Annotated in this window: 21 protein-coding genes and 1 tRNA gene; 9 read left to right on the top strand and 13 right to left on the bottom strand. The window is 69.6% G+C overall.

Annotated elements, in window-relative coordinates; translation table 11 throughout:
* Positions 1-51 precede the first annotated feature (51 nt).
* The 3 genes from MDN94_RS08130 to pdhA are packed head-to-tail and all read right to left on the bottom strand — an operon-like array spanning position 52 to position 3,643.
* Positions 52-1,500 carry a dihydrolipoamide acetyltransferase family protein gene (locus tag MDN94_RS08130; protein WP_482725213.1) on the bottom strand — a complete coding sequence of 483 codons (1,449 nt, stop codon included), beginning with the start codon at positions 1,498-1,500 and terminating at the stop codon, positions 52-54.
* Entirely contained in the window at positions 1,500-2,504 is a 1,005-nt protein-coding gene (locus tag MDN94_RS08125; RefSeq protein WP_441263382.1) for an alpha-ketoacid dehydrogenase subunit beta, read from the bottom strand. Before MDN94_RS08125 ends, MDN94_RS08130 begins: the two co-directional genes overlap by 1 nt.
* Positions 2,501-3,643, bottom strand: coding sequence for a pyruvate dehydrogenase (acetyl-transferring) E1 component subunit alpha (pdhA, locus tag MDN94_RS08120; RefSeq protein WP_482727034.1), 1,143 nt, complete (start codon positions 3,641-3,643; stop codon positions 2,501-2,503). The genes MDN94_RS08125 and pdhA overlap by 4 nt, the downstream gene beginning before the upstream one ends.
* Before the next feature lie 229 nt (positions 3,644-3,872).
* Here pdhA and MDN94_RS08115 point away from each other — a divergent pair, with 229 nt between their 5' ends.
* Positions 3,873-4,409, top strand: a complete 537-nt coding sequence (locus MDN94_RS08115; RefSeq protein ID WP_482727033.1) for an Lrp/AsnC family transcriptional regulator — start codon at positions 3,873-3,875, stop codon at positions 4,407-4,409.
* Between the two features lie 52 nt (positions 4,410-4,461).
* On the opposite strand, the gene MDN94_RS08110 is transcribed toward MDN94_RS08115, so the two are convergent.
* Both MDN94_RS08110 and MDN94_RS08105 read right to left on the bottom strand, forming a co-directional pair.
* Positions 4,462-5,055 (bottom strand): TetR/AcrR family transcriptional regulator, encoded by a 594-nt coding sequence (locus tag MDN94_RS08110; protein WP_482725212.1) that lies wholly within the window; start codon positions 5,053-5,055, stop codon positions 4,462-4,464.
* Positions 5,052-6,590, bottom strand: coding sequence for a 3-hydroxyacyl-CoA dehydrogenase (locus MDN94_RS08105; protein WP_482725211.1), 1,539 nt, complete (start codon positions 6,588-6,590; stop codon positions 5,052-5,054). Before MDN94_RS08105 ends, MDN94_RS08110 begins: the two co-directional genes overlap by 4 nt.
* 122 nt (positions 6,591-6,712) lie before the next feature.
* On the opposite strand from MDN94_RS08105, the gene paaN reads away from it, so the two are divergent.
* A complete protein-coding gene (gene paaN, locus MDN94_RS08100) occupies positions 6,713-8,389 on the top strand; it encodes a phenylacetic acid degradation protein PaaN (protein ID WP_482725210.1) in 1,677 nt (558 codons plus the stop codon).
* Positions 8,390-8,525: 136 nt separating this feature from the next.
* Here the strand turns inward: paaN and MDN94_RS08095 are convergent, their stop codons facing one another.
* The 3 genes from MDN94_RS08095 to MDN94_RS08085 are packed head-to-tail and all read right to left on the bottom strand — an operon-like array spanning position 8,526 to position 11,301.
* Complete coding sequence (locus MDN94_RS08095; protein WP_482725209.1) at positions 8,526-9,185, bottom strand: TrmH family RNA methyltransferase; 660 nt, start codon at positions 9,183-9,185, stop codon at positions 8,526-8,528.
* Positions 9,182-10,360 carry an HTTM domain-containing protein gene (locus MDN94_RS08090; RefSeq protein WP_482725208.1) on the bottom strand — a complete coding sequence of 393 codons (1,179 nt, stop codon included), beginning with the start codon at positions 10,358-10,360 and terminating at the stop codon, positions 9,182-9,184. The genes MDN94_RS08095 and MDN94_RS08090 overlap by 4 nt, the downstream gene beginning before the upstream one ends.
* A complete protein-coding gene (locus tag MDN94_RS08085; RefSeq protein WP_482725207.1) occupies positions 10,357-11,301 on the bottom strand; it encodes a DUF5819 family protein in 945 nt (314 codons plus the stop codon). Before MDN94_RS08085 ends, MDN94_RS08090 begins: the two co-directional genes overlap by 4 nt.
* A 367-nt stretch (positions 11,302-11,668) precedes the next feature.
* Between MDN94_RS08085 and MDN94_RS08080 the strand changes: the two genes are divergently transcribed.
* On the top strand, positions 11,669-12,811 hold the full coding sequence (locus tag MDN94_RS08080; RefSeq protein WP_482725206.1) for an acyl-CoA dehydrogenase family protein: 1,143 nt from the start codon (positions 11,669-11,671) through the stop codon (positions 12,809-12,811).
* A 46-nt stretch (positions 12,812-12,857) separates the two neighbouring features.
* Here MDN94_RS08080 and MDN94_RS08075 read toward each other — a convergent pair whose 3' ends face one another.
* From MDN94_RS08075 to MDN94_RS08060, 4 genes are all read right to left on the bottom strand, one after another.
* Positions 12,858-13,202, bottom strand: a complete 345-nt coding sequence (locus tag MDN94_RS08075) for a rhodanese-like domain-containing protein (RefSeq protein ID WP_482725205.1) — start codon at positions 13,200-13,202, stop codon at positions 12,858-12,860.
* Between the two features lie 88 nt (positions 13,203-13,290).
* Positions 13,291-14,148, bottom strand: coding sequence for a hypothetical protein (locus MDN94_RS08070; RefSeq protein WP_482725204.1), 858 nt, complete (start codon positions 14,146-14,148; stop codon positions 13,291-13,293).
* Between the two features lie 33 nt (positions 14,149-14,181).
* Positions 14,182-15,681, bottom strand: a complete 1,500-nt coding sequence (locus MDN94_RS08065) for a DUF2252 domain-containing protein (protein WP_482725203.1) — start codon at positions 15,679-15,681, stop codon at positions 14,182-14,184.
* 271 nt (positions 15,682-15,952) lie between these two features.
* A tRNA-Leu gene (locus MDN94_RS08060) sits at positions 15,953-16,036 on the bottom strand.
* 337 nt (positions 16,037-16,373) lie between these two features.
* Here MDN94_RS08060 and MDN94_RS08055 point away from each other — a divergent pair.
* The 6 genes from MDN94_RS08055 to pknB all read left to right on the top strand — a co-directional run bounded on the left by MDN94_RS08055 (position 16,374) and on the right by pknB (position 24,484).
* Positions 16,374-17,222 carry an FhaA domain-containing protein gene (locus MDN94_RS08055; protein WP_482725202.1) on the top strand — a complete coding sequence of 283 codons (849 nt, stop codon included), beginning with the start codon at positions 16,374-16,376 and terminating at the stop codon, positions 17,220-17,222.
* Between the two features lie 10 nt (positions 17,223-17,232).
* Positions 17,233-17,745 carry an FHA domain-containing protein FhaB/FipA gene (locus MDN94_RS08050; protein WP_005314841.1) on the top strand — a complete coding sequence of 171 codons (513 nt, stop codon included), beginning with the start codon at positions 17,233-17,235 and terminating at the stop codon, positions 17,743-17,745.
* 141 nt (positions 17,746-17,886) lie between these two features.
* On the top strand, positions 17,887-19,380 hold the full coding sequence (locus MDN94_RS08045) for a Stp1/IreP family PP2C-type Ser/Thr phosphatase (protein ID WP_482725201.1): 1,494 nt from the start codon (positions 17,887-17,889) through the stop codon (positions 19,378-19,380).
* Positions 19,381-19,405: 25 nt separating this feature from the next.
* Entirely contained in the window at positions 19,406-20,833 is a 1,428-nt protein-coding gene (locus tag MDN94_RS08040) for an FtsW/RodA/SpoVE family cell cycle protein (RefSeq protein ID WP_159689727.1), read from the top strand.
* Positions 20,830-22,290 carry a peptidoglycan D,D-transpeptidase FtsI family protein gene (locus tag MDN94_RS08035; RefSeq protein ID WP_482725200.1) on the top strand — a complete coding sequence of 487 codons (1,461 nt, stop codon included), beginning with the start codon at positions 20,830-20,832 and terminating at the stop codon, positions 22,288-22,290. The genes MDN94_RS08040 and MDN94_RS08035 overlap by 4 nt, the downstream gene beginning before the upstream one ends.
* Before the next feature lie 169 nt (positions 22,291-22,459).
* A complete protein-coding gene (pknB, locus tag MDN94_RS08030; RefSeq protein ID WP_482725199.1) occupies positions 22,460-24,484 on the top strand; it encodes a Stk1 family PASTA domain-containing Ser/Thr kinase in 2,025 nt (674 codons plus the stop codon).
* Positions 24,485-24,566: 82 nt separating this feature from the next.
* On the opposite strand, the gene MDN94_RS08025 is transcribed toward pknB, so the two are convergent.
* Complete coding sequence (locus tag MDN94_RS08025) at positions 24,567-25,244, bottom strand: class E sortase (protein WP_482725198.1); 678 nt, start codon at positions 25,242-25,244, stop codon at positions 24,567-24,569.
* Positions 25,245-25,266 lie beyond the last annotated feature (22 nt).

Genomic DNA, 25,266 nt, shown 5'->3' with positions numbered 1-25,266 from the left:
CCCGGTTCGATCTTTCTTCCGCCGCGGGCCCTCCGCGGCGGAAGCTGCTCCCTAGAGGGTGCGCAGAAGCACCGAGGGGTGCTCGACGCAGTCGGCGACGTAGCGCAGGAATCCTCCCGCGGTGCCGCCGTCGCAGACCCGGTGGTCGAACGTGAGCGAGAGCTGGACGACCTGCCGGACGGCCAGTTCGCCCTGATGCACCCACGGCTTCGGCACGATCCTGCCGACGCCGAGCATCGCCGCCTCGGGGTGGTTGATGATCGGCGTGGATCCGTCCACACCGAACACTCCGTAGTTGTTCAGCGTGAAGGTGCCGCCGGTCAGGTCCGCAGGGGTGAGCGCCCCTTGGCGGGCCGCCTCGGTGAGCCTGGCGAACTCGGCCGTCAACGACTCCGCCGAGCGCGCGTCGGCGTCCTTCACGACGGGAACGACCAGTCCGCGCTCGGTCTGCGCCGCGAAGCCGAGGTGCACTCCTGGCAGCCGCACGATCTCCCGGGCGTCCATATCAACCGTGGAGTTGAGCTCGGGGTATCGCTCCAGGGCGGCGGTGCAGATGCGGGCCAGCAGCGCCAGCAGCGAGATCTTCGGTCCGCCCGCGGCGTTCATCGCCGCGCGTGCTGCCATCAGTTCGGTCGCGTCCGCATCGACCCAGCAGGTGGCGTCCGGGATCTCACGCCGACTGCGCGACAGCTTGTCGGCCACCGCGCCGCGCACCCCGCGCAGCGGGACGCGCTCGCCCTGCGCCTTGCCGGCCACTGCCGCTGCGGCGGGTGTCGCGGCGACCGTCTCGTGAGCACGGAGCGCCCGCTCGACGTCGGCACGCAGGATCAGGCCGTCGGGGCCCGAGCCGGTGAGCGCCCGCAGATCGACGTCGTGCTCGCGTGCGAGCTTGCGGACCAAGGGGGAGATGACGGCCACCGGACCGTCCTGCGCCACGGCCGCGGCGCCGTGGACCTTGCTCGGTGCGACGGTGGACGTCCCGCCGGCAGTGGGGGAGGTGGCGGACGACCGGACCTGAGCCGGCGCTGCCGTGTCTCCCGCGGTCCGGCCGGGCCCGTGCGTCCGTTCTCCGACGGAGGCAGCCGGAGCCGTTGGCCGGATACGGCGTCGCCGCGCGGCAGGAGCGCCGGTCCCGTACCCGACCAGGACGTTGCCGGACGACTCCGCGCCGTCTCCGGACGACGGGGAGGGTTCCACACGCGCGGGCGCCGCACCTGAACCGGCGGCGGAGGCGTCCGCGCCGGGGGTCTCCGTCGCCCCTACCGCCACGGTGATCAGCGGTGCGCCGACGGGCAGCTCCGTGCCTTCCTCGCCGAAGCGAGCGGTCACTACGCCGCCGTACGGGCAGGGCACTTCCACCATGGCCTTGGCCGTCTCGACCTCGACCACAGGCTGGTCGATCGCGACCACGTCGCCGACCGACACCAGCCAGCGGACGATCTCCGCCTCGGTGAGCCCTTCCCCGAGATCGGGAAGCTTGAATTCGAGCACCTGGGCCATCAGCTCGCCGCCTCCCACTGCAACCGCGCCACCGCGTCCAGCACACGGTCCACTCCCGGCAGATGATGCCGCTCCAGCATCGGCGGCGGGTACGGGATGTCGAAACCGGCGACCCGGAGCACCGGCGCCTCCAGGTGGTGGAAGCAGCGCTCGGTCACCCGGGCCGCGATCTCTCCACCGGGTCCGCCGAAGCCGGTCGACTCATGGACGACGACCGCCCGGCCGGTGCGCCGCACCGACGCGCAGACCGTCTCGTCGTCGAAAGGCACCAGGGAGCGCAGGTCGACGACCTCCAGGTCCCAGCCCTCCGCTGCGGCGGCCTCCGCCGCCTCCATGCACACCGGCACGGAAGGGCCGTAGGTGATGAGCGTGGCGCTGCGCCCGGAGCGGCGCACCACGGCACGCCCGATCGGTTCCACGGCGGCCGGCGCCTCCGGCGACCACTCCGCCTTGGACCAGTACAGCCGCTTGGGCTCGAGGAAGACGACGGGGTCGTCGGAGGCGATGGAGGCACGGAGCAGTCCGTACGCGTCCTCGACCGTGGCCGGAGTGACGACGTGCAGGCCCGGGGTCGCCATGTAGTACGCCTCGGACGAGTCGCTGTGGTGCTCGACTCCGCCGATCCCGCCGCCGTACGGCACCCGCACGGTGATCGGCATGGGCATGCCGCCCTTCGTGCGGTTGCGCATGCGGGCGACATGGCTGATGAGCTGCTCGAACGCCGGGTACGCAAAGGCGTCGAACTGCATTTCCACGACCGGCCGCAGTCCGTACATCGCCATGCCGACGGCGGTGCCGAGAATGCCCGCCTCGGCCAGCGGGGTGTCCGTGCACCGGTCCTCGCCGAACTCCTTGGCGAGCCCGTCCGTGACCCGGAAGACACCGCCGAGCGTGCCGACGTCCTCTCCCATGACATGGACGGTCGGGTCCTCGGCCATCGCGTCGCGCATCGCGCGCTGCAGGGCCTGGGCCATGGTTGCGGGCTTCACCGCGGCCGTGGTCATCGTGCCTCTTCCTCAGCGTCCAGCTCGGCCCGGAGCAGCGCGGCCTGCTCACGCAGCTGCGTGGTCTGCCGGGCGTAGACGTGCTCGAAAAGATCCATCGGGTTCAGCACCGGGTCGGTGTTCATCCGCTCCCGGAGATCGGCTGCCATGGTCTCCGCCGCCTCGGCAGCGGCCTGCCTGGTCCCGTCGTCGAGCAGCCCCCGCTCGGTCAGCTCCCGCTCCAGGAGCTGGATCGGGTCGTGCGCGCGCCAGGTCTCGACCTCGCTGTCCGCGCGGTAGCGGGTGGCGTCGTCCGCGTTGGTGTGGGCGTCCATGCGGTAGGTGACCGCCTCGATCAGGGTGGGTCCGCCACCGCGACGGGCGCGGGCAACGGCCTGGCCGAGCACTTCGTGCACCGCGACCGCGTCGTTGCCGTCGACGAGCCGGCCCGGCATGCCGTAACCGACGGCCTTGTGGGCGAGGGAGGGCGCAGCGGTCTGCTTGGCCAGCGGGACGGAGATCGCGAAGCCGTTGTTCTGTACGAGGAAGACCACCGGGGCGTTCCACACGGCGGCGAAGTTCAGGGCCTCGTGGAAGTCGCCCTCGCTGGTGCCGCCGTCTCCGATCATGGCCAGCGCCACGACGTCGTCGCCCTTGAGCCGGGCGGCGTGCGCGAGTCCCACCGCGTGGGGCAGCTGCGTGGCCAGGGGCGTGCACAGCGGCGCGACGCGGTGCTCGTGCGGGTCGTATCCGGTGTGCCAGTCGCCGCGGAGCAGTGTCAGGGCCTGGACCGGGTCCAGGCCGCGGGCCACGGCCGCGAGGGTGTCGCGGTAGCTCGGGAAGAGCCAGTCACGCTCCTCGAGCGCGAGCGCGGCACCGACCTCGCAGGCCTCCTGCCCGGTGCTCGAGGGGTAGACGGCGAGCCTGCCCTGCTTGGTGAGCGCGGTCGCCTGGGTGTTGTACCTGCGACCGCGCACCAGCTCCGCGTAGAGCCGGAGCAGCAGCTCAGGGTCGGCGGAGGCAGCGGCTTCCGTGCCGAGCACGCGGTACGGCTCGGGATCGGGGAGCAGCGGCGCAGGGTCGGTGCGGGGCTGCCACGCCGGGGGCGGTGTGGGCCGGTAGGCGGCGGCAGCGGAACCGGGCAGCTCCTGGACCGTCATGCTGCTCTTTCTCAACGCGAGCACCTCCTCGTGGGAGCGACGACGAAAGCGATGAAGAACACGGGTCGGCGGCGCACGTGTGTGTGGCGCGCCTCACCTACCGATTGTTCGGTCGTGGACGCATTTTGGCTACAGGCGCGGGCAGCCTGTGGACAAACGGTTCTCCACAGCATGAGATGGAGACAGGTCGTCCAAGCTAGGAAGGCGGGGGGACGTGGCAGCTGAACAAATGGCCGACGGTGGGGGCCGCACAGGGCAGACCCCGCCGCCGCGCCCACTGGACGCCATCGACCGCGACATCCTGCGCATGCTCCAGACGGACGGTCGCGCTTCCATACGCTCCGTCGCCGACCGGGTGCATGTGTCCCGCGCCAACGCGTACGCCCGGATCAACCGGCTGATCGACGACGGCGTGATCCGCGGGTTCAGCGCGCGGGTGAACCACGAGCGGGCCGGCCAGGGGGCCTCGGCCTACATCACCCTCAAGATCGTGCAGAACTCGTGGCGGACGGTCAGGGAACAACTGCAGGCGCTCCCCGGCGCCGCGCACATCGCGCTCGTCAGCGGGGACTTCGACGTCCTTCTGCTGGTGCACACGCCCGACAACCGCACCTTGCGGGAACTGGTCCTGACCAGGCTCCAGGCCATCCCGGAGGTGCTGTCGACCCGGACGCTGCTGGTGTTCGAGGAGACGGACCTCGATCCCGGCCCGGGCCCGGCCCACGGTTCTGCGGCGGCGGCGGACCAGGATACCGATCCGCTCTGACGGCCGGCCCGGGGAAACCTTCTGATGCCGCTCCCCCGTGCGGCCGGACGGATCAGGAGTCCGTGCGCAGCCCGTCGAACGCGATCTGCACGACGGTCTCCGCCACCTGGTCCGCGTCGTAGCCGCCGCCCGGGTGCGGGCGGTACCACTCGACCAGGGAGTTCACCATGCCGAAGAGCAGTCGCGTCGCCAGCCGGATGTCGACGTCGGCCCGCAGGTCGCCGTCCGCGGCGGCCGCCTTCAGCAGGTCCGCGACGCGCTGGTCGAACTCACGGCGACGCTCGAGCGCCCAGCGTTCGGTCTTCGTGTTCCCTCTGACCCGCAGCAGCAGTGTCACGTAGGGCAGTTCGGCCACCAGCACCTCGACCGTCCGCCGGGTGACGTACTCCACCCGCTCGATGGCGCGGCCATGCCGGGCGCCGTTCTCGTCGAGGATCGCGAACAAGGAGTCCAGCGCCCGACTGACGGCCCGGCGCAGCAGTTCCTCCTTGCCCGCGACGTGATGGTAGATCGACGATTTGGAGATGCCGGCCGCCTTGGACAGGTGCTCCATGGAAGTGCCGTCGTAGCCACGCTCGTTGAAGATCCGCACCGCGACGGTCAGCAGCGTTTCGGGCGTGTACGCGTCGCGCCTGGCTGTGGTCATCGGCCGTCCGCCTCGTCGTTGTCGGCGTGGGCGCGGCGTGCGGTGGCCAAGGACGGTGCGTACCGGCCGGTGGGGTAGCGCTCGTGAAGGGCGGCGAGCAGCGCACGCACCCGCTCGAAGCCGAGCTTCTCGCCCCACTCCAGCGGTCCGGCCGGGTAGTTGACTCCGAGCTTCATCGCGGTGTCGATGTCCGGGCCGGAAGCGACACCGCGGTCGACGGCGTCGGCTGCCAAGTCCGCCAGCATCGCCACCGTACGGGCGACGATCATGCCCGGTACGTCCCCGATCAGCGAGACTTCCTTGCCGATGGCCTGGAAGAGGCCGACGGCCTCCTCCACCGCGCCGGGCATGTTCCTGAGCGTGCTCTCGGACGTGGAAAGGGCGATGCGCGTCGCCTTCTCGTAGTCCAGGGCGAGGTCGAAGTACACGATCCCGTCGTCGAACTCGAACGACGTCTCCCCGTCCACCAGACCGAGTTCCGCGCCGCCAGGGAGGGATATGCAGCCGTCGCCCTCCCTGCGGTGGACGGTGATGCCGGCCCGCTCGACAAGTTCCGCCAATGGCTCCGCGGGTCCGAGATCGCCTTGCACGACCACGCTCGTGGGAGCCGCGGCGGGCGGCTGAGTCTGCGGCCGGGGGCGCTCGGCGCCTTGTGCGTACGAGAACCAGCCGTGCCCGGACTTGCGGCCCTGGCGGCCCGACTCGACGAGCCGGCGCTGCGCCAGTGACGGCGTGAACTTCGGGCTCTGGAAGAAGGAGTCCCAGACGGAACGGGTGACCGCTTCATTGACGTCCTGGCCGATCAGATCGGTCAGCTCGAACGCCCCCATCCGGAAACCGCCGCACTCGCGCAGCACCGCGTCGATGGTCGCCGGGTCGGCGCCACGCTCCTCGTGGACCGCGAACGCCTCCGCATAGAAGGGGCGCGCGATGCGGTTGACGATAAAGCCGGGCGTGTCCGCGCAGCGCACGGGAGTCTTGCCCCAGGCGGTGACGGTGGCCAGGGCCCGTTCGGCCGCCGCCTCGTCGGTGGCGTGGCCGCTGACGACCTCGACGAGGGGGAGGAGAGGCGCCGGGTTGAAGAAGTGCAGGCCGACGAAGCGGCCGGGCCTGCGCAGCATGCCGGCGACGGCCGTGACGGAGAGAGAAGAGGTGTTGGTGGCGAGGAGGCAGTCGTCGGCGACGGTCTTCTCCAGCGCCGTGAACAGTTCCTGCTTCACCGGGAGCTGTTCCAGTACGGCCTCGACGACGAGTGCCGCGTCGGCGAGCTCCGAGATGTCCGTGGCGGGGAGCAGCCGGCCGCGGGCGTCGTCCCGCTCCGCGGGCGTCATCCGCCCCTTCTCGACGAGCCGGTCCAGGCGCCCGCCGATCGTCTCCGCGGCCTCCTGGGCCCGGCCGGGAACGGCGTCATGGAGGCGAACGGGATGGCCTGCGACCAGGGCCACCTGCGCGATCCCCTGGCCCATGGTTCCGGTGCCGACGACGGCGACGGTGCGGTTCGTGCCGATTGCGGTCGTGGAGTCGATGGCGGTCATGGAGGCGATCCTCCCCGATGAGTTGTCCACAGGTTCGACAGGCCCCCTTGTACCGACCGATCGTTCGGTTACTCTAACTCTGTCATCACTCCCCTGCCCAGCTCGACGAGGAGTTGGTCCGCATGCAGCTGACCGAGACCCACCGGCCCACGCTCGACCAGGCCCTCGAGGCGATCCGCACGCGGGCGTACTGGTCTCCGCACCCCGAGCACCCCAAGGCCTACGGCGAAAGCGCACCCGCCGACGGCCTGGCCGCCTTCGAGGCGCTTCGGGGCTCCCGTTTCGACCTGGACCAGCCGGGCACCGACGGCTGGACCGGCAGTGAGGTCTCTCCGTACGGACCGGAGCTGGGCATCGAATATCCGCACCCGGACCTGGATGTGCTGCTCCCCGCGATGCGCGCCGGGATGGCGGGCTGGCGCGAGGCCGGCCCCGAGAAGCGAGCCCTCGTCTGCCTGGAGATCCTCTCCCGGATCAGCGCCCGCACCCATGAGTTCGCGCACGCGGTGATGCACACCAGCGGACAGGCCTTCATGATGGCGTTCCAGGCCGGCGGCCCGCACGCCCAGGACCGCGGCCTCGAGGCCGTGGCCTACGCGTACGCGGAGCAGACCCGCACCCCCGCCGCCGCGGACTGGTCCAAGCCCCAGGGCAAGCGCGACCCGTTGCAGCTTCGGAAGACGTTCACGACCGCCGGACGCGGCATCGCGCTGGTGATCGGCTGCAACACCTTCCCGACGTGGAACGGCTACCCGGGCCTCTTCGCCTCCCTGGCCACGGGCAACCCGGTCTTGGTGAAGCCTCATCCCCGTGCCGTGCTCCCGCTGGCCCTCACCGTGAAGGTGGCCCGCGAGGTGCTCGCGGAGGCCGGCTTCGACCCGAACCTGGTCTGCCTCGCCGTCGATCGTCCGGACGAGGGCATCGCGAAGACCCTCGCGACGCGCCCCGAAATCAAGATCATCGACTACACGGGCTCCACCGCCTTCGGCGACTGGCTGGAGGCCAACGCCCGTCAGGCGCAGGTCTACACGGAGAAGGCCGGCGTCAACACTATCGTCATCGACTCCACCGACGACTACAAGGGAATGCTGTCCAACCTGGCCTTCTCGCTGTCGCTGTACAGCGGCCAGATGTGCACCACCCCGCAGAACGTCCTGATCCCGAGGGACGGCATCGCCACCGAGTCGGGCCCCAAGAGCTACGAAGAGGTCGCCTCCGACCTGGCGGCCGCCGTGGGCGGTCTGCTCGGCGACGACGCCCGGGCGAACGCGCTGCTGGGCGCCCTGGTCAACCCCGATGTGAAGGCGCGGCTCGAGGCGGCGGCCGACCTGGGCGAGGTGGCTCTCGAGTCGCGCGAGGTTCCCAACCCCGACTTCCCGGGCGCGACGGTACGGACCCCGGTGATCGTCAAGCTCGACGGCGCCCGTAAGTACTGGGAGTCCGCGGACAACGAGCCCGCGTATCTCTCCGAGTGCTTCGGCCCGGTCTCCTTCGTGGTGGCCGTGGACTCCACGGCCGACGCCCTGGACCTTCTGCGCCGCACGGTCCGCGAGAAGGGTGCGATGACGGTCGGGGCGTACACGACGTCCGCGGAGACGGAGCGCGCGATCGAGGACGTCTGTTTGGAGGAGTCGGCGCAGCTCTCGTTGAACCTGACCGGCGGGGTGTACGTCAACCAGACCGCCGCTTTCTCCGACTTCCACGGCTCCGGCGGCAACCCCGCCGCGAACGCGGCCCTGTGCGACGCCGCGTTCGTCGCCAACCGCTTCCGTGTGGTGGAGGTCCGCCGCCAGGCCTGACACGCGGGGGACTGCGGGGCACGCGCCTCCGCAGTCCCCCAGGGCGGGGCAGTGCTCCACCACACAGGCCGGTCCGGCGGACAGGTCGCCCTGACGCCCTGAGTCCTCGCTCCGGGTTCTCAGACGGAAGCCGCGCTCATTCTCGCGGAGCCGGCACGTCGGCGTACCGCTGCACCCAGGCATGCATCGCGATGGCCGCCGCCGCGCCCGCGTTGATGGACCGCGTCGAGCCGAACTGCGCGATCGAGCACACCACGGACGCGTGCTTGCGGGCCTCCTCGGTGAGTCCGGGGCCCTCCTGACCGAAGAGAAGCACGCACCGGCGCGGCAGCTCCGTCCGCTCGATCGGCACGGCCCCCGGCAGATTGTCGATCCCGATGATCGGCAGGTCCTCGGCGGTCGCCCACTCGGTCAGCGAGGCCGTGTCCGGATGATGCCGCACATGCTGGTACCGGTCGGTGACCATCGCGCCGCGCCTGTTCCAGCGCCGGCGTCCGACGATGTGGATCTCCCTGGCCAGGAACGCGTTGGCAGTGCGCACCACTGAGCCGATGTTGAAGTCGTGGCCCCAGTTCTCCACGGCCACATGGAACCCGTGCCTGCGGGTGTCCAGGTCGGCGACGATCGCCTCGCGTGTCCAGTAGCGATACCGGTCCACGACGTTGCGCCGGTCGCCCGCGGCCAGCAGCTCGGGGTCGTAGCGCTCGTCCTGCGGCCAGGGCAGCGGGTGGGGGCCGACGCCGATCTCGGGGGCGTAGCCCTCGTCGTACTGCAGCGGTTCTTCGGTGGTGCTCACCCGACGAGCGTACGGGGCTGTTCCTCGCTTCTGCGCCGCAGCTGGGACGGAATGGCGCTGCCGGCCAGCAGCCGGTCCCGTCTGCGCACCACCACGGCACCCAGGCCGACCAGGAAGCCGGTCGGCAGGAAAACGGCATCAGCCGCGATCATCGCCAGTGAGAAGAACGGCAGCCCGAGCAGTACGGCGATGCCGGCGTGCTCGAGCATCATGATCACCAACAGCACGTTCTTGACGCGCCGGTTGAACAGGGTGAAGGGGAAGGCCACCTGCACGATGACGGTGCCGTAGGTGAGCAACATGACCACCACCCCGCCGGACGCGAGGAGCCCGGAGAGCGCCGGCCAGGGAGCGAAGTAGTCCAGCTTGAGCGGGTAGTACAGGGCGGTGCCGTCCTGCCAGCGTGAACCCTGGATCTTGTACCAGCCGGCGGTCGCGTAGATCACGCAGACCTCGGCCATGATCACGGCGAGTGCGGCGTTGTGCACGAGGTTGGCCAGGACGTCCAGCAAAGTGCGGGGCTCGCTGTCCGGCGCGTAGCGGTTCAGGGCCCACCACAGGCCCTGTGCCGTCCACACGCCCCACCACAGAACCATGATCCATGATTCCCCGCCGGCTCTGCCCACGATCGTTTCCACGAAGAGCATGGCGCCCAGCACGGACCACAGGACCGGGCCCGTACGGTCCCTCGCGGAAGGGCGTGCCGCACGCCGCGCGTCCAGGGACCAGACCTGCGCGCAGCGCGTCATCACCAGGTAGACGGCCATGAGGTGAACGACGTTGTCGCCGCCGTCGCCCACGAAGATCGACCGGTTCTGCAGGGACAGCACACCGATCATGAACAGAACGGACACGGCGCGGGTACGCCAGCCGAGCACCATGAGCAGGCTGGACAGCACACCGACGCCGTAGACGAGTTCGAACCACAGGGCGCTGTCGGACCACAGGAGCGCGCTGAACGCGTCGTTGTCCGCGATCAGCTCCTTGCCCATTTCCCAGCTCCACGGACCGTCGGGTCCGTAGAGGTCGTGCCGGTGAGGGAACTCGGTCAGCAGGAACAGCAGCCACGTCGCACCGAACCCGATCCGGACGACGGCGCTCTGGTACGGGCCGAGTGCCGTAGCGGTGACGCGCTGAACGGCGCGGGCGAGCCTGCGCTCCTGGGCCTGCTTCACCGCGCCGCCTCCGTCCCGCCGGTGGCGCGCTCCTTGTTCTCGGCGCCTCCGGGCAGATCCGCCGGGGTGACCGTCCACCACGGGAGCTCCCGGTGGACGGGCCGGGTGTCGATCTTCTCGTCGCTCCACCGAGGGGCTTCGATCAATATCGTCGAGGCGCGGAGCTGGATGCGTTCGACGCGACCCCCGAGGTCGTGCGGCTCGAGGCGCAGCATGACGATGCGGCGGATGTAGCTCTCCGAGAGCCGGCCGCGGAGGCCGTTGGGACTGTCACCGGTGTCGTGGGAGCCCACGTAGAAGTCCCAGGCCCGGCGGAGCTGGTTCTGGTGGACGTGGCTGGGAAGCGGGTTGCCGCGGATCTCCGCACCGTCCTCCGCTGACAGATCGATCCAGTCGCTGGTGCGGCGACTGCCGTCGTCGGCCGTGTACTGGGCACGCACCTGAACGGCGATGTTCTGCTGAAGCGGGTTTGGGGCGAAGAGTTTCCAGTTCTGCTCGAACTCGGGATAGACCCAGAAGTCCACCAGTTCGCCGTGCTGCTTCGTCACGGTGTTGGACGGGGCCACGTGGAGGAAGACCATCGCCAGGTGGGTGCAGGCCACCGCCGCGATCAGCGCGAGCGAGAGGGCTGCCGCCACCTGGTACGGGAGGGACAGCCCGACCATTCCTCGGCCGGAGCCGACCGGCCCGGACGGAGCCGGGTCGGCACCGGAGGAGTCGGCAGGATCCTGCGGACCGGGAGGGTCCACGGGGCCTGCGGGAGGGGGAACATGCACGTGGCCTGCGGTGATGTAGGGAGGAGGCTGGAGCCGGGCTATCGGCCAGCTCTCGTGGCGATCGTCCGGACGGCCGCCTTCCGGCTGTCGGGCGAGGGGAAGCGGAGGCGATTCGGCACCCGGAAAACCGGTGCCTTTGCCTTCCTCGTCCTGGTAGGAGTCCATCCCCGCCCCGATCCCCGCCGGTCACCTCGGTCATCCACAGGGGTGACACCCTACGGGCCATCGCCCGACCATTGAAGCCGATGAATCGAACGACCGGTCGGTCGGGGGTTCGGGCCGGGTCGGCCACGGCCTCCGTCTGTACAACGCCACCAAGACACTGGGCACCGGCCGCAGCGACACCAAGGAAATCTTCGACGTCGACCCCGGTTCCGCGCCGACTCGCGCCGCGATGACCACGCCCGCCACGCCCCCCTCGACCGACAGGGTCCTCAGGGTCCTCCCGGGCCCCGCGCCCATTCCCTTCCCGCCCGGCCTGACCTATCTTGACGATCCGTCAGATACGGCGGGTCGTTGGAAGGAGCGGGCAGTGGACTTCACCTTCACCGAGGAACACCTGGCGGCGGCGGAGGCGGCGAAGGCCGTGTTCTCGGCAGTGGCGCCGGACGCGGTACCGAGCCCCGCGATGACCGCCGGTGCGGTCGCCGAGGACTTCGACCGTGGGCTGTGGGCACAGCTTGCCGATTCCGGTCTGCTGGGGCTGATGCTGTCGCCGGAGCACGACGGCGCCGGTCTCGACCCCATCGCGCTCTGCCTGGTACTGCGCGAGTCGGCCAAGGTACTGGCACGCGTGCCGCTGCTGGAGACGAGCGCCGTCGCCATGGCCGTGGAGCGCCACGGCAGTGCCGAGCTCTGCGAAGAGGTTCTGCCCCGCGTCGGAAGCGGCGGCCTGGTACTCACGGCCGGAGCCAGCGGCCGCACCGGCCACGATGCCGCCGAACTCGCCGTCACCGCACACCGTGAGGCCGGGCCGGCGGGCGGCTGGATCCTCGACGGGGCGCAGACCACGGTGCCCTGGGCACAGTGCGCGGACCTTGTCGCCGTCCCCGCCCACACGAGCGGCGGCAGTACGGTTCTCGCCCTCGTCCCGCGAATCCACGACGGCCTCACCCTGGCCGAGCAGATCTCCACCAACGGCGAGCGCCTGGCGGAGGTCCGCCTCGACGGGGTGCGGATCGACGAACACCGTCTGATCGACGACAAGCAGGCATGGGAGTTTCTCCGCGGCCTTCTCGCCACGGGCACCTGCGCCCTGGCGCTCGGTCTCGGGGAGCACGTGCTTGCCATGACCGGTGAATACACCGGCAGGCGCGAGCAGTTCGGCTTCCCTGTGGCCACTTTCCAGGCCGTGGCCGTTCAGGCCGCCGACCGGTACATCGACCTGCGCGCCATGGAGGCCACCCTCTGGCAGGCCGCCTGGCGGATCGGCACCGACTCCGGCGGAGCGCTGCCACCCGCGGGGGACATCGCGGTGGCCAAGATCTGGGCGTCGGAAGGGGTGAGGCGCGTGGTGCAGACCGCTCAGCATCTGCACGGCGGGTTCGGCGCCGACGTCGACTATCCGCTCCACCGATACCACGCCTGGGCAAAGCAGCTCGAGCTCTCACTCGGTCCCGCCGCCGCCCATGAGGAGGCTCTGGGCGACCTTCTTGCCGCCCACCTGCTCGACTAGGCTGCCCCGGCGCCGACGGACCGCGTGTCCGCCGGGCCGCGGGCGGTCAGAGCACGAAGGCGGGGCTGCCGTTCTCGGTGACCATGGGGCGTCCCGCCCCGTCCCAGGCGAGCATGCCCCCGTCGATGTTCACCGCGTCGAGGCCCTGCTGCACCAGATACTGAGTGACCTGCGCGGAGCGACCACCGACCCGGCACATCACAAAGGCACGGCGCCCGTCGGCCAGCGCTTCCGTCACCTGTCCGAACCGGGCCACGAAGTCGCTCATCGGCACGTGCAGCGCGCCTTCGACATGCCCGGCAGCCCACTCATCGGCCTCCCTGACGTCCAGCACCAGGGCGTCGTCCGGTACCGCCGCGGCTTCCACGGAGGGCAACGGGGCGAAGTTCATGGGTGATGCCTTCTCTCTTATGTGTGGTGCCGGCCCCGTACCGCAGCGGTCCGGTGCGGGATCCCGACTGCCGAGGGCTCCGGAAAACCTACTGCACGAGCGCGGCCAGCTCGGCCTCACGCTCGGCCACCTGCGCCAGAAGCTGCTCGGCGATCTCCTCCAGCAGCCGGTCCGGATCGTCGGGCGCCATCCGCAGCATCGCGCCGATCGCGCTCTCCTCCAGCTCACGGGCGACCACGGTCAGCAGCTCCTTGCGCTGCGCCAGCCACTCGAGCCGGGCGTAGAGCTCCTCGCGCTCACTGGGCCGCGGGGCGGTCGGCGCGGGGCCCGCGGCCCATTCCTCCGCCAGCTCCCTCAGCTTCGCCGCGTCCCCGAGACCGTAGGCGGCGTTCACGCGCGCGATGAACTCGTCGCGCCGCGCCCGCTCCGTCTCGTCCTGCGCCAGGTCCGGGTGCGCCTTGCGGGCCAGCTCGCGGTAGAGCTTGCGTGCCTCCTCGCTCGGCCGGACCCGCTTCGGCGCCTGCACGGGCTGATCGGTGAGCATCGCCGCGGCCTCGGGGGAGAGGCCGTCGGAGTCCATCCAGCCGTGGAACAGCTCGTCGACGCCGGGCATCGGAAGCACCAGGGCGCGTGCCTCCTGCGCCTTCCTCAGATCCTCCGGATCGCCGCTGCGCGCCGCCCGGGCTTCCGCGATCTGCGCGTCGAGCTCGTCCAGCCGCGCGTACATCGGTCCGAGCTTCTGGTGATGCAGCCGCGAGAAGTTCTCCACTTCCACCCGGAACGTCTCCACCGCGATCTCGAACTCGATCAGCGCGTGCTCCGCCGCCCCCACTGCCTTCGCCAGCCGCGCCTCGGGCCGGTCCTGCTCGGCAGTCTGTGCGGCATCCTGCACGGACTGGTCGTCGTCGTTGTGGGTCGTCGGTCCCCCGGCGGCATCCTGAGTCACCGCTCCAGCCTACGGGCGTGGCCGACCGCGTTGTCACACACCCAGCTCAGCGGCTGTCCGGCCACTCTTGATGGCCGTCAGCAGGTCCGCGTGGTCCGCTTCCGTACGGTCCGCGTACGTCACGGCGAACGCGGCGACCGCCTCGTCGAGCTCCTCGCTCTTGCCGCAGTAACCGGCAAGCAGCCGCGGATCCGCACTGTGGGCGTGGGCACGGGCGAGCAGCGCCCCCGTCATCCGGCCGTAGTCGTCGAGCTGGTCGGGGGTGAGAGCCGCGGGGTCGACACTGCCCTTGCGGTTCCTGAACTGCCGCACCTGGAAGGGGCGACCCTCCACCGTCGTCCAGCCCAGCAAGCTGTCACTGACGACCTGCATCCGCTTCTGTCCCTGCACCACCCGGCGTCCCTCGTGCTCCGGGTCCGGCGCCGGGAGGCCGACGGACGCCAGGTGCGGGAGGAGCGCGGAGGCACGGGCCTCCTTCACCTGGAGCACCAGCGGATCGCCGCGGTGGTCGAGGAGGAGCACCACATACGAGCGCGTCCCTACGCTCCCGGTCCCCACGACACGGAAGGCCACGTCGTGGATCGCGTAGCGAGCGAGCAGCGGACGACGGTCTTCCGCGACGGTGGTCAGATACTCCCCGAGCGAGCCCGCGACCGCTGCCGCCTCCTCGTCCGACACGCGGCGCAGGACCGGCGGAGCGTCCACGAAGCGCCGCCCACCGGCCTCGTCGCCCTCTCCTACGACCTCGGTCGACCTGGCCGCGAAGCGCGCACTCGTGTTGTTGCGGGCCTTTGCCGCGACCCGCTCCAGCGTGCCCAGAAGATCCCGCGCGTCCGTGTGCGAGACGAGTTCCTCGTCGGCGATGGCGTTCCACGCGTCCATGGCCGGCAGCTTGGCCAGCAACCGCATGGTTCGGCGATAGGCACCCACGGCGTCGAAGGCCGCCGCGCGGCAGGAGTCCTCGCTTCCGCCCGCGACCCGCCCGGCCAGCACCAGGGACACCGCCAGTCGCTTGAGGTCCCACTCCCACGGGCCGACGACGGTCTCGTCGAAGTCGTTGAGGTCCATCACGAGCCTGCCGCGGGCGTCTGCGTAGAGGCCGAAGTTCGCGGCGTGCGCATCACCACATATCTGTGCGCCGATACCCGTGACGGGAGTTCCCACCAGATCGTGGGCCATCAGGCCCGCCGCGCCCCGCAGGAAGGCGAACGGGGTGGCCGCCATCCGTCCCACCCGTATCGGAGTGAGCTCCGGCACACGTCCGCGGCTCGACTCCTCCACCGCCTGCAAGGCGTCGGGACGCCCCGACGGAGACCGAAGCCCGTCGTGCGAGGACCGTGGCACTTTCTTACGAAGCGCCTTGCCGGCGTCCTTCGGAGATGTCACGTCGGCCGACGCCTTGCGCGGCGCGAAGCCCGGCACCACGGGGATACGCGGACGCGCCACCCCGCCGGAGCCGCCGGTGGCTCGGCCACGACTCTCCCCACCGGACCCGGTCCGCCCCTCCGACACCGTCGCCATGGTTTCGCTCATGCCCGCGGCCTCCCCCGGCGACGTGCGCCATCAACATCAAGTGCCCTGACGGTACCGCCGGGTCCCGACGGCCGTCTGCCCCTGTGGAAAACCCCCGTACAGGCCGAGCCATCAGGGAGAGTCGACATCCGAATCAGTTGCCGGGCCGCGGACGTTCCACGTGAAACATCAATGGAGCCCGGCGTATCGACGCACGCGTCACAGCCCGCACCGAGGCATGAGAAAAGGGCCCCCACCGGTACTTTCGTCCGGTGGAGACCCTTCTCCGCTGTGCGCGAGGGGGGAGTTGAACCCCCACGCCCTTTCGGGCACTGGAACCTGAATCCAGCGCGTCTGCCTATTCCGCCACCCGCGCATTGGGTGTTGTGCTCGAGTGCCTCACCTGTTCGGTGCGACCCCCTGGCGACATGCAGAAGATTAGCACGCTGCACAGGGTGGATTCACATCCGTTTGTTTGGGTGGCCCAGGGAACGAACAGGGAACGAAGCGAGCGGTCGGGGAACGAACGGCGGCGCCCCCCACTCCTCCTGTATGCATCCCGGGTGCGGGACACTGTCAGGAGGCCGCCTCTACGATCCGGTGTGAGAGGTGACACTCATCGACGGGGTAGACAAGGGGAACCAGCCGATTTCCCGACGCGTGGATACGATCAGTAAGCAGTACGAGGACGACAGCAACGGAGGAGGTGCCCCATGGGAGTCCTGAAGCGTTTCGAGCAGCGACTCGAAGGTCTGGTCAACGGCACCTTCGCCAAGGTGTTCAAGTCCGAGGTCCAGCCTGTCGAGATCGCGGGCGCCCTCCAGCGGGAGTGCGACAACAACGCGACGATCTGGAACCGCGAGCGGACCGTCGTCCCCAACGACTTCATCGTCGAGCTCAGCGCGCCCGACTTCGAGCGCCTGAGCCCGTACTCGGGCCAGCTCGGCGACGAGCTCTCCGGCCTGGTCCGTGACTACGCCAAGCAGCAGCGCTACACCTTCATGGGCCCGATCAAGGTCCACCTGGAGAAGGCGGACGACCTCGACACGGGTCTGTACCGGGTACGCAGCCGCACTTTGGCTTCGAGTACGTCACAGGCGCCCGGAGGACGGCCCGCCGGAGGCCCCCAGGCAGTGGCCGGCCCCGCCGGCGGCTACGGTTACCCTCCGGCCAGTGCTCCTCCGATGCCGGCCGCACCACCTCCCGGCATGTCCGCGGGTCCGCGTCCCGGCCCCGCTGCGGGCCAGCGCGCAGCCGGCCCGGGCGCCATGCCGAACACACAAGTACGACGCTGGATCGAGATCAATGGCACACGCCATCAGATCTCCCGCCCGACGCTGGTGCTGGGTCGCAGCACCGACGCCGATGTGCGGATCGACGACCCCGGCGTATCGCGCCGGCACTGTGAGATCCGGACCGGAACGCCCTCGACGATCCAGGATCTCGGGTCCACCAACGGCATCGTGGTGGACGGGCAGCACACCACCCGCGCTACGCTCCGCGACGGCTCGCGGATCGTCGTGGGCAGCACCACCATCGTTTACCGGCAAGCCGAAGGGTGAAGCGGGGGCAATGTCAGAGCTGACCCTGACGGTCATGCGGCTAGGTTTCCTGGCCGTTCTGTGGCTGTTCGTCATCGTGGCCGTCCAGGTCATTCGCAGCGATCTGTTCGGTACGCGGGTGACGCAGCGCGGTTCGCGCCGCGGCGCCGACGCGCGTCCGCAGCAGCCGCGCCAGAACGCGGCGCCGCCGCAGCAGCGCCAACAGGCCGGCGGCCGCCAGCGGCGCGGAGCGCCGACGAAGCTGGTCGTGTCCGAAGGCACACTCACCGGCACCACCGTCGCCCTCCAGGGCCAGACCATCACCCTGGGCCGGGCGCACGACTCCACGATCGTGCTGGACGACGACTACGCGTCCAGCAGGCATGCCAGGATCTACCCGGACCGTGACGGCCAGTGGATCGTCGAGGATCTCGGGTCCACCAACGGCACATATCTCGACCGGACCCGACTCACCACCCCGACACCGATTCCGCTGGGCGCGCCGATCCGCATCGGCAAGACCGTCATCGAGCTGCGGAAGTAGTACGACAATGAGCGAGCGGAGCGAGCGAGCCGCAGCGGTCCCCACCGGCGACCGGCACGGGCTCCCGACCGGAGGGTGGGCAGTGTGGCTCGAGACCGGCTGGCGCGACAGTCGACCGGCGAGCCGACGGGTGAGGTGCGCATGAGTCTTTCTCTGCGTTTCGCCGCCGGATCGCACAAAGGCATGATCCGCGAGGGCAACGAGGACTCCGGTTACGCCGGCCCCCGTCTGCTGGCCATCGCCGACGGCATGGGTGGCCAGGCGGCCGGCGAGGTCGCCTCCTCCGAGGTCATCTCCACGCTCGTCACCCTCGACGACGACGTGCCCGGCTCCGACATCCTCACCTCGCTGGGCACCGCCGTTCAGCGTGCCAACGACCAGCTCCGGATGATGGTCGAGGAGGACCCGCAGCTCGAGGGCATGGGCACCACGCTCACCGCCCTGCTGTGGACCGGCCAGCGTCTCGGCCTCGTCCACGTCGGCGACTCCCGCGCGTACCTTCTGCGCGACGGCGTGCTCACTCAGATCACACAGGACCACACCTGGGTGCAGCGGCTCGTGGACGAGGGCCGGATCACCGAAGAGGAAGCCACCACCCACCCGCAGCGCTCTCTGCTGATGCGGGCGCTCGGCAGCGGCGACCACGTGGAGCCCGATCTCTCCATCCGCGAGGTCCGCGCCGGTGACCGCTATCTGATCTGCTCCGACGGGCTGTCCGGCGTCGTCTCCCACCAGACCATGGAGGAGACGCTCGCCAGCTACCAGGGCCCGCAGGAGACGGTCCAAGACCTGATTCAGCTCGCTCTGCGCGGCGGCGGTCCCGACAACATCACCTGCATCGTCGCCGACGTCCTCGACACCGACTCGGGCGACACCCTGGCCGGGCAGCTGAGCGACACCCCCGTCGTCGTCGGCGCGGTCGCCGAGAACCAGCACCAGCTGAACGACGGCGGCGCCATGCAGACGCCGGCCGGCCGTGCCGCCGGCCTGGGACGTCCCTCGGCACCGGAGGCCCCGGGCGGGAGTTTCGGCCCGCCCGGATCGGGCGACGGCGGCTACGGCGGCATGCCCCCGGAGGGCAGCTTCGGCGCCTACACGGACGACGACTTCGTCAAGCGCGGCGGACGCAAGTGGCTGAAGCGCTCGCTGTACACCGTTCTCGCCCTGGCGGTCGTCGGCGGCGGTCTGTACGGCGGCTACCGCTGGACCCAGACCCAGTACTACGTCGGCACCAAGGGCGAGCACGTGGCCCTGTACCGCGGTATCAGCCAGGATCTCGCCTGGCTGTCGCTCTCGGAGGTCGAGAAGGACCATCCCGAGATCGAACTCAAGTACCTACCGCCCTACCAGCGCAAGCAGGTCGAAGCGACGATCACCGAGGACAGCCTCGTCACGGCCCGCGCGAAGATCGACGAGCTCGCCAAGCAGGCAGGCGCCTGCAAGAAGAACGAGGAGCGCCGCGAGGCGGCCGATCGCGCGAGCACCCCGCCTCCGGGCGAGGGCGAGGCCGGCGGCACCGCCGGGACGCCCACCACCCAGGGCGCACAGACCAAGCCGACCGCAGCCTCTCCCTCCCCGGGTCCCACCCTCTCGGAGGAGGAGCAGAAGCTGGCCTCGAACTGCGGCAAGCAGTAATCGTCCGTAGGGGGCCTTCTCCACCATGAGCGTTGTCACCAACACGACCACGATCGGCGCGATCGACGCACCGAGCCGGCGGAACACCGAGCTGATGCTGCTCGGTTTCGCCGTGGCCATCCCGGTGTTCGCCTACATCAACGTCGGCCTCGCCCTCGACGGCGAGCTGCCGGCGGGCGTCCTCGGTTACGGCCTCGGCCTCGGCCTGCTCGCGGGCGTGGCCCACCTCGTGGTGCGCCGGTTCGCCAGGTACGCCGATCCGCTGATGCTGCCGCTGGCGACACTGCTGAACGGTCTCGGCCTGGTCCTCATCTGGCGGCTGGACCAGTCTCCCCGGCTGCTCGCGCGCAGCGACTTCGCCCCACAGGCGACGAACCAGCTGATGTACTCGGCACTCGGCATCGCGCTGTTCGTCGGCGTGCTGCTGGTCATGAAGGACCACCGCGTCCTGCAGCGCTTCACGTACATCTCGATGGCGGTCTCCATCGTCCTGCTGCTGCTGCCGCTCGTCCCGGGGCTCGGCGCGGACGTCTTCGGTGCCAAGATCTGGATCCGGGTGGGCGGCTTCTCCATCCAGCCCGGTGAGTTCGCGAAGATCGTGATCGCGGTGTTCTTCTCCGGCTACCTGATGGTGAAGCGTGACGCGCTCGCCCTCGCCAGCCGCCGGTTCATGGGGCTCTACCTTCCTCGCGGTCGTGACCTCGGCCCGATCCTCACCATCTGGGCGATGAGCCTGCTGATCCTGGTCTTCGAGAACGACCTCGGCACCTCGCTGCTGTTCTTCGGCATGTTCGTGATCATGCTGTACGTCGCCACCGAGCGGACCAGCTGGATCGTCATGGGTCTGCTGATGTCCGCGGGCGGAGCCGTCGTCGTCTCCTCGTTCGCCAGCCATGTCCAGTCCCGTGTGGCGGCGTGGCTCGACCCGTTCGGATGCCTGGAGACGGCTCCCGAAGGCTCGAACATGCTGAACGCCTGCGACCAGATGACCCAGGTGCTGATGTCGTTCGGCGCCGGCGGAACGCTGGGTACCGGCTGGGGACAGGGCAACTCCGACCTGATCGCATTCGCCGCCAACTCCGACTTCATCTTCGCCACCGTCGGTGAAGAGCTCGGCCTGGCGGGCGTGATGGCGTTCCTGCTGCTGTACGGACTCATCATCGAGCGCGGTGTCCGCACCGCCCTCGCCGCGCGCGACCCGTTCGGAAAGCTCTTCGCGATCGGCCTTTCCGGCGCGTTCGCACTCCAGGTCTTCGTGGTCGCGGGTGGTGTGATGGGCCTCATCCCGCTGACCGGTATGACGATGCCGTTCCTCGCGGCCGGTGGTTCGTCCGTCATCGCCAACTGGGCGCTGATCGGCATCCTGATCCGTATCAGCGACACCGCGCGGCGCCCCGCGCCTTCCCCCGCCCCGTCCCCTGACGCCGAGATGACCCAGGTGGTCCGACCGTGAACAAGCCTCTGCGCCGGATCGCGATCTTCTGCGGAATCCTGGTCCTCGCCCTGATGATCCGGGACAACTGGCTCCAGTACGTCCGGGCCGACGAGCTCAACGCGAACAAGTACAACAAGCGCGTCGAGATCGAGCGCTACGCGCACGAACGCGGCAACATCATCGTCGACGGCAAGTCGATCACCGGCTCCGTCGAGACGGACGACAACTACTACAAGTACAAGCGGACCTACACCAACGGGCCCATGTGGGCTCCCGTGACCGGTTACGCCTCACAGGTCTTCGGCGCCAACCAGCTCGAGAAGCTCGAGGACGGCATCCTCAGCGGCAATTCGGACCAGCTCTTCTTCGACCGCACGATGGCGATGTTCACCGGCGACAAGAAGAAGGGCGGCAACGCCGTCACCACCCTCAGCGGGAAGGCTCAGGAAGCGGCCTACAAGGGACTCGGCGACAAGAAGGGGGCCGTCGCGGCGATCGACCCGAAGACCGGCAAGATCCTCGCCCTCGCCTCCACCCCGTCGTACGACCCCTCCTCCTTCGCCGGCCGTCTGGAGAAGGACGGGAAGGCGTGGACGGCGCTGACCAACGATCCTGACAAGCCGATGCTCAACCGCGCGCTGCGCGAGACGTACCCTCCGGGCTCCACGTTCAAGGTGCTCACGGCCGCCGCCGCACTCGAACACGGTGCGGTCAAGGACATCAACGCGCCCACGGACACCCCCGAGCCGTACATCCTCCCCGGCACCCGCACCCCCATGGTCAACCACGCCAGCGGCTGCGAGAACGCCACTTTGAACAGGGCCATGGAGGTCTCCTGCAACTCCGTCTTCGCCAAGCTGGGCGATGACGTGAGCCGCGACAAGATGGTCGAGATGGCGGAGAAGTTCGGCTTCAACAACACGGAGATCGACACCCCGATCCGTGCCGCCGCCTCCGTCTACGACAAGAAGATGAGCCGGGACGGCAACGCGCAGTCCTCCATCGGCCAGTTCAACACCGCCGCCACCCCGCTCCAGATGGCGATGGTCACCGCGGCGATCGCCAACGACGGCAGGCTGATGAAGCCGTACATGGTCGACAAGCTGGTCTCCCCCGACCTGGACGTCATCCAGCAGAACGACCCTGAGGAGATGAGCCGGCCGATCTCCGCGGAGAACGCCCAGCTGCTCCAGCAGATGATGGAGAACGTCGTCGAGAACGGCACCGGCGGCAACGCGGCCATCGACGGCGTGAAGGTCGGCGGAAAGACCGGTACGGCGCAGCACGGTGAGAACAACAGCAAGAACCCGTACGCCTGGTTCATCTCGTACGCCAAGACGGACAACGGCTCGCCGGTCGCCGTCGCGGTGGTCGTCGAGGACAGCAACGCCCGCCGTGACGACATCTCGGGCGGCGGCCTCGCCGCCCCGATCGCCAAGGCCGTGATGCAGGCGGTGCTGGGCGACAGGCAGTGACGAGGATCACTCCCGACCTCCATACCTGCACATTGCGATACCGGTCGGGTATCAGCTGCCGATTGCGGGCGGATCAAGTAGGGCGTGCCCGGTAGCCTTTGCGCGAAACAGCACACCGGAGGACCACACACGGGTGCGGTCGGGACTGACGGAGAGGGCTGGAACAGTTATGGAAGAGCCGCGTCGCCTCGGCGGCCGGTATGAACTGGGCTCGGTGCTCGGCCGTGGTGGCATGGCCGAGGTCTACCTCGCTCACGACACCCGGCTCGGCCGCACTGTCGCCGTGAAGACGCTGCGGGCCGACCTCGCCCGCGACCCGTCCTTCCAGGCCCGGTTCCGCCGTGAGGCCCAGTCTGCCGCCTCGCTCAACCACCCCGCGATCGTCGCTGTCTACGACACCGGCGAGGACATGGTGTACGACGGCGCCGCCGGCGGGTCCGGGGTCTCGATCCCGTACATCGTCATGGAGTACGTCGACGGCTCCACGCTGCGTGAGCTGCTTCACTCCGGCCGCAAGCTGCTGCCGGAACGCACGCTCGAGATGACCGTGGGTATCCTCCAGGCGCTGGAGTACTCGCACCGCGCCGGGATCGTCCACCGCGACATCAAGCCCGCGAACGTCATGCTGACGCGCACCGGGCAGGTCAAGGTCATGGACTTCGGCATCGCCCGGGCCATGGGCGACTCCGGTATGACCATGACGCAGACGGCCGCCGTCATCGGCACCGCCCAGTACCTCTCCCCGGAGCAGGCCAAGGGCGAGCAGGTCGACGCCCGCTCGGACCTCTACTCCACCGGCTGCCTGCTCTACGAGCTCCTCACCGTGCGTCCCCCCTTCGTGGGTGACTCCCCGGTGGCCGTGGCCTATCAGCACGTTCGGGAGGAGCCGCAGCCGCCGAGCAACTTCGACCCCGAGATCACGCCCGAGATGGACGCGATCGTGTTGAAGGCGCTCGTCAAGGACCCGGACTACCGCTACCAGTCCGCGGACGAGATGCGCGCGGACATCGAGGCGTGCCTCGACGGCCAGCCGGTCGCGGCCACGGCCGCGATGGGTGCGGTCGGCTACGGCGGCGGTTACGGGGACGACCAGCAGACCACGGCCCTGCGTCAGGCGGACCCGGCCGGCCAGACGTCGATGCTGCCGCCCATGAACCCGGACGACGGCGGCTTCGGCGCCTACGACGACCGTCCGGACCGCCGGCGCCAGAAGAAGTCCAACACCTCGACGATCCTGCTGGTGCTCGCGGGCATCCTGGTGCTGGTCGGCGCGGTGCTGATCGGCAAGTCCATCTTCGGCAGCACGGGTGGCGGCGGCGAGGTGGACGTGCCGCGGCTGGTGGGTCTTTCGATGGCCGACGCCCAAAGAGCGGCCGAGAACTCCAAGGTGGAGGTCTCGCAGGCCGGCACCGCACGGTGCGAGCAGCCGAAGGGCAGCATCTGCTCCCAGGACCCTGCGCCCCCCGGGAAGATGAACGAGGGCGAGACGATCCAGGTGGTCGTCTCCGAGGGCGCCCCCAAGGTCAAGGTCCCGGACGTCGTGGACAAGGACGTCGAGTCCGCGACCGAGATCCTCGAGGCCGAGAAGTTCAAGGTCGAGACCAAGGAGGTCGAGTCCGCGGACGAGGACCCCGGCACGGTCCTCGAGCAGACTCCCGAAGGCCGCTCCATGGCCGAGACCGGCGCGACGGTGACGCTGACCGTCGCCAAGCAGGCCAAGCGGGACCTGCCCAACGTCGTCGACCAGCAGTTCGAACCGGCGAAGAACCAGCTCGAGTTGCTCGGGTTCGAGGTCGTGAGGGTCGACGTCGACTCGGACAAGCCGGCCAACCAGGTCGTCGCCCAGGACCCGCAGCCCGGCAAGGTCGCCAAGGGCAGCAAGGTCACGCTCCAGGTCTCCAAGGGCCCGCAGCAGACGCAGGTTCCGGTCCCTGAGTTCCGGACGAGGACGGTGGCCGAGGCGAAGCAGATCCTCGCCCAGGCCGGATTCACCAACGTCCAGATCGCGCCCGGCAACCCGGGGGACGACAACGCGATCGTCACCGGCTCCAACCCGCCCCCGGGCACTCCCGCCGACCCGGCCACCACCACGATCGTCCTCGCGACGATCGGCGGTGACGGCGGCAACGGCGGCAACGGTAACGGCGGCAACGACGGCGGCGGCTTCTTCGGCGGCATCGGCGGCGAGGACTGATCCCCTCCTCCGCGAACGGCAAGCAGTGAGCCCCGGCACCTTCGAGGTGCCGGGGCTCACCCGTGTCCGGGGCGGTGGACAGTCAGCGCAGCTCCGCCGGCGGTGTGCGCTTCCCGTCCACCTTCTCCGTACGCTCCAGTTCGCCCCACACGATGTACCGGTAGTCCGAGGTGTAGATCGGCGTGCACGTCGTCAGCGTGATGTACCTGCCCGGCTTGGTCTTCCCGGACTCCTTCGGGACCGGCTGCAGCACTTCCACGTTGTACTTCGACGTCTGCGGCAGCGTCTTGTACACCTTGTAGACGTACCAGGTGTCCTTGGTCTCGAAGACGACCGGATCACCGTTCTTGATCTTGTGGATGTTGTGGAACTTGGCTCCGTGCCCGTCCCTGTGCGCGGCCAGTGTGAAGTTGCCCTTGTCGTCCCAAGGGAGGGCCGACTTGATCGGCTCGGTGTAGTAGCCGGCGATGCCGTTGTTGAGTTCCTTGGTGTTCGTGCCTTTCTTCACCAGGACCTCGTCGTCGCCCATCGCGGGTACGTGGAGGAAGCCGATGCCGTCCTTGGTGTCCAGCGCGCCGGGGCCGCTGTTCGCCCAGTCGTCCCGGATCCGGTCGCCCTGCCTGGACGACTCACGGTCGGCCAGAAGGTTGGTCCACCACAGCGAGTAGACGACGAAGAGCCCCAGCACCACACCCGCGGTGATCAGCAGCTCGCCGAAGACGCTGATGGTGCCGGCGATCCGGCCTCGTGCACGTGCCACTGCACCTGTTCCCTGTCTTGAG

The sequence above is a fragment of the Streptomyces sp. WAC00040 genome (assembly GCF_056835925.1).
The sequence above is the reverse complement of the archived record's forward strand: the minus strand, read 5'-3'. Positions and strand labels throughout refer to the sequence as shown.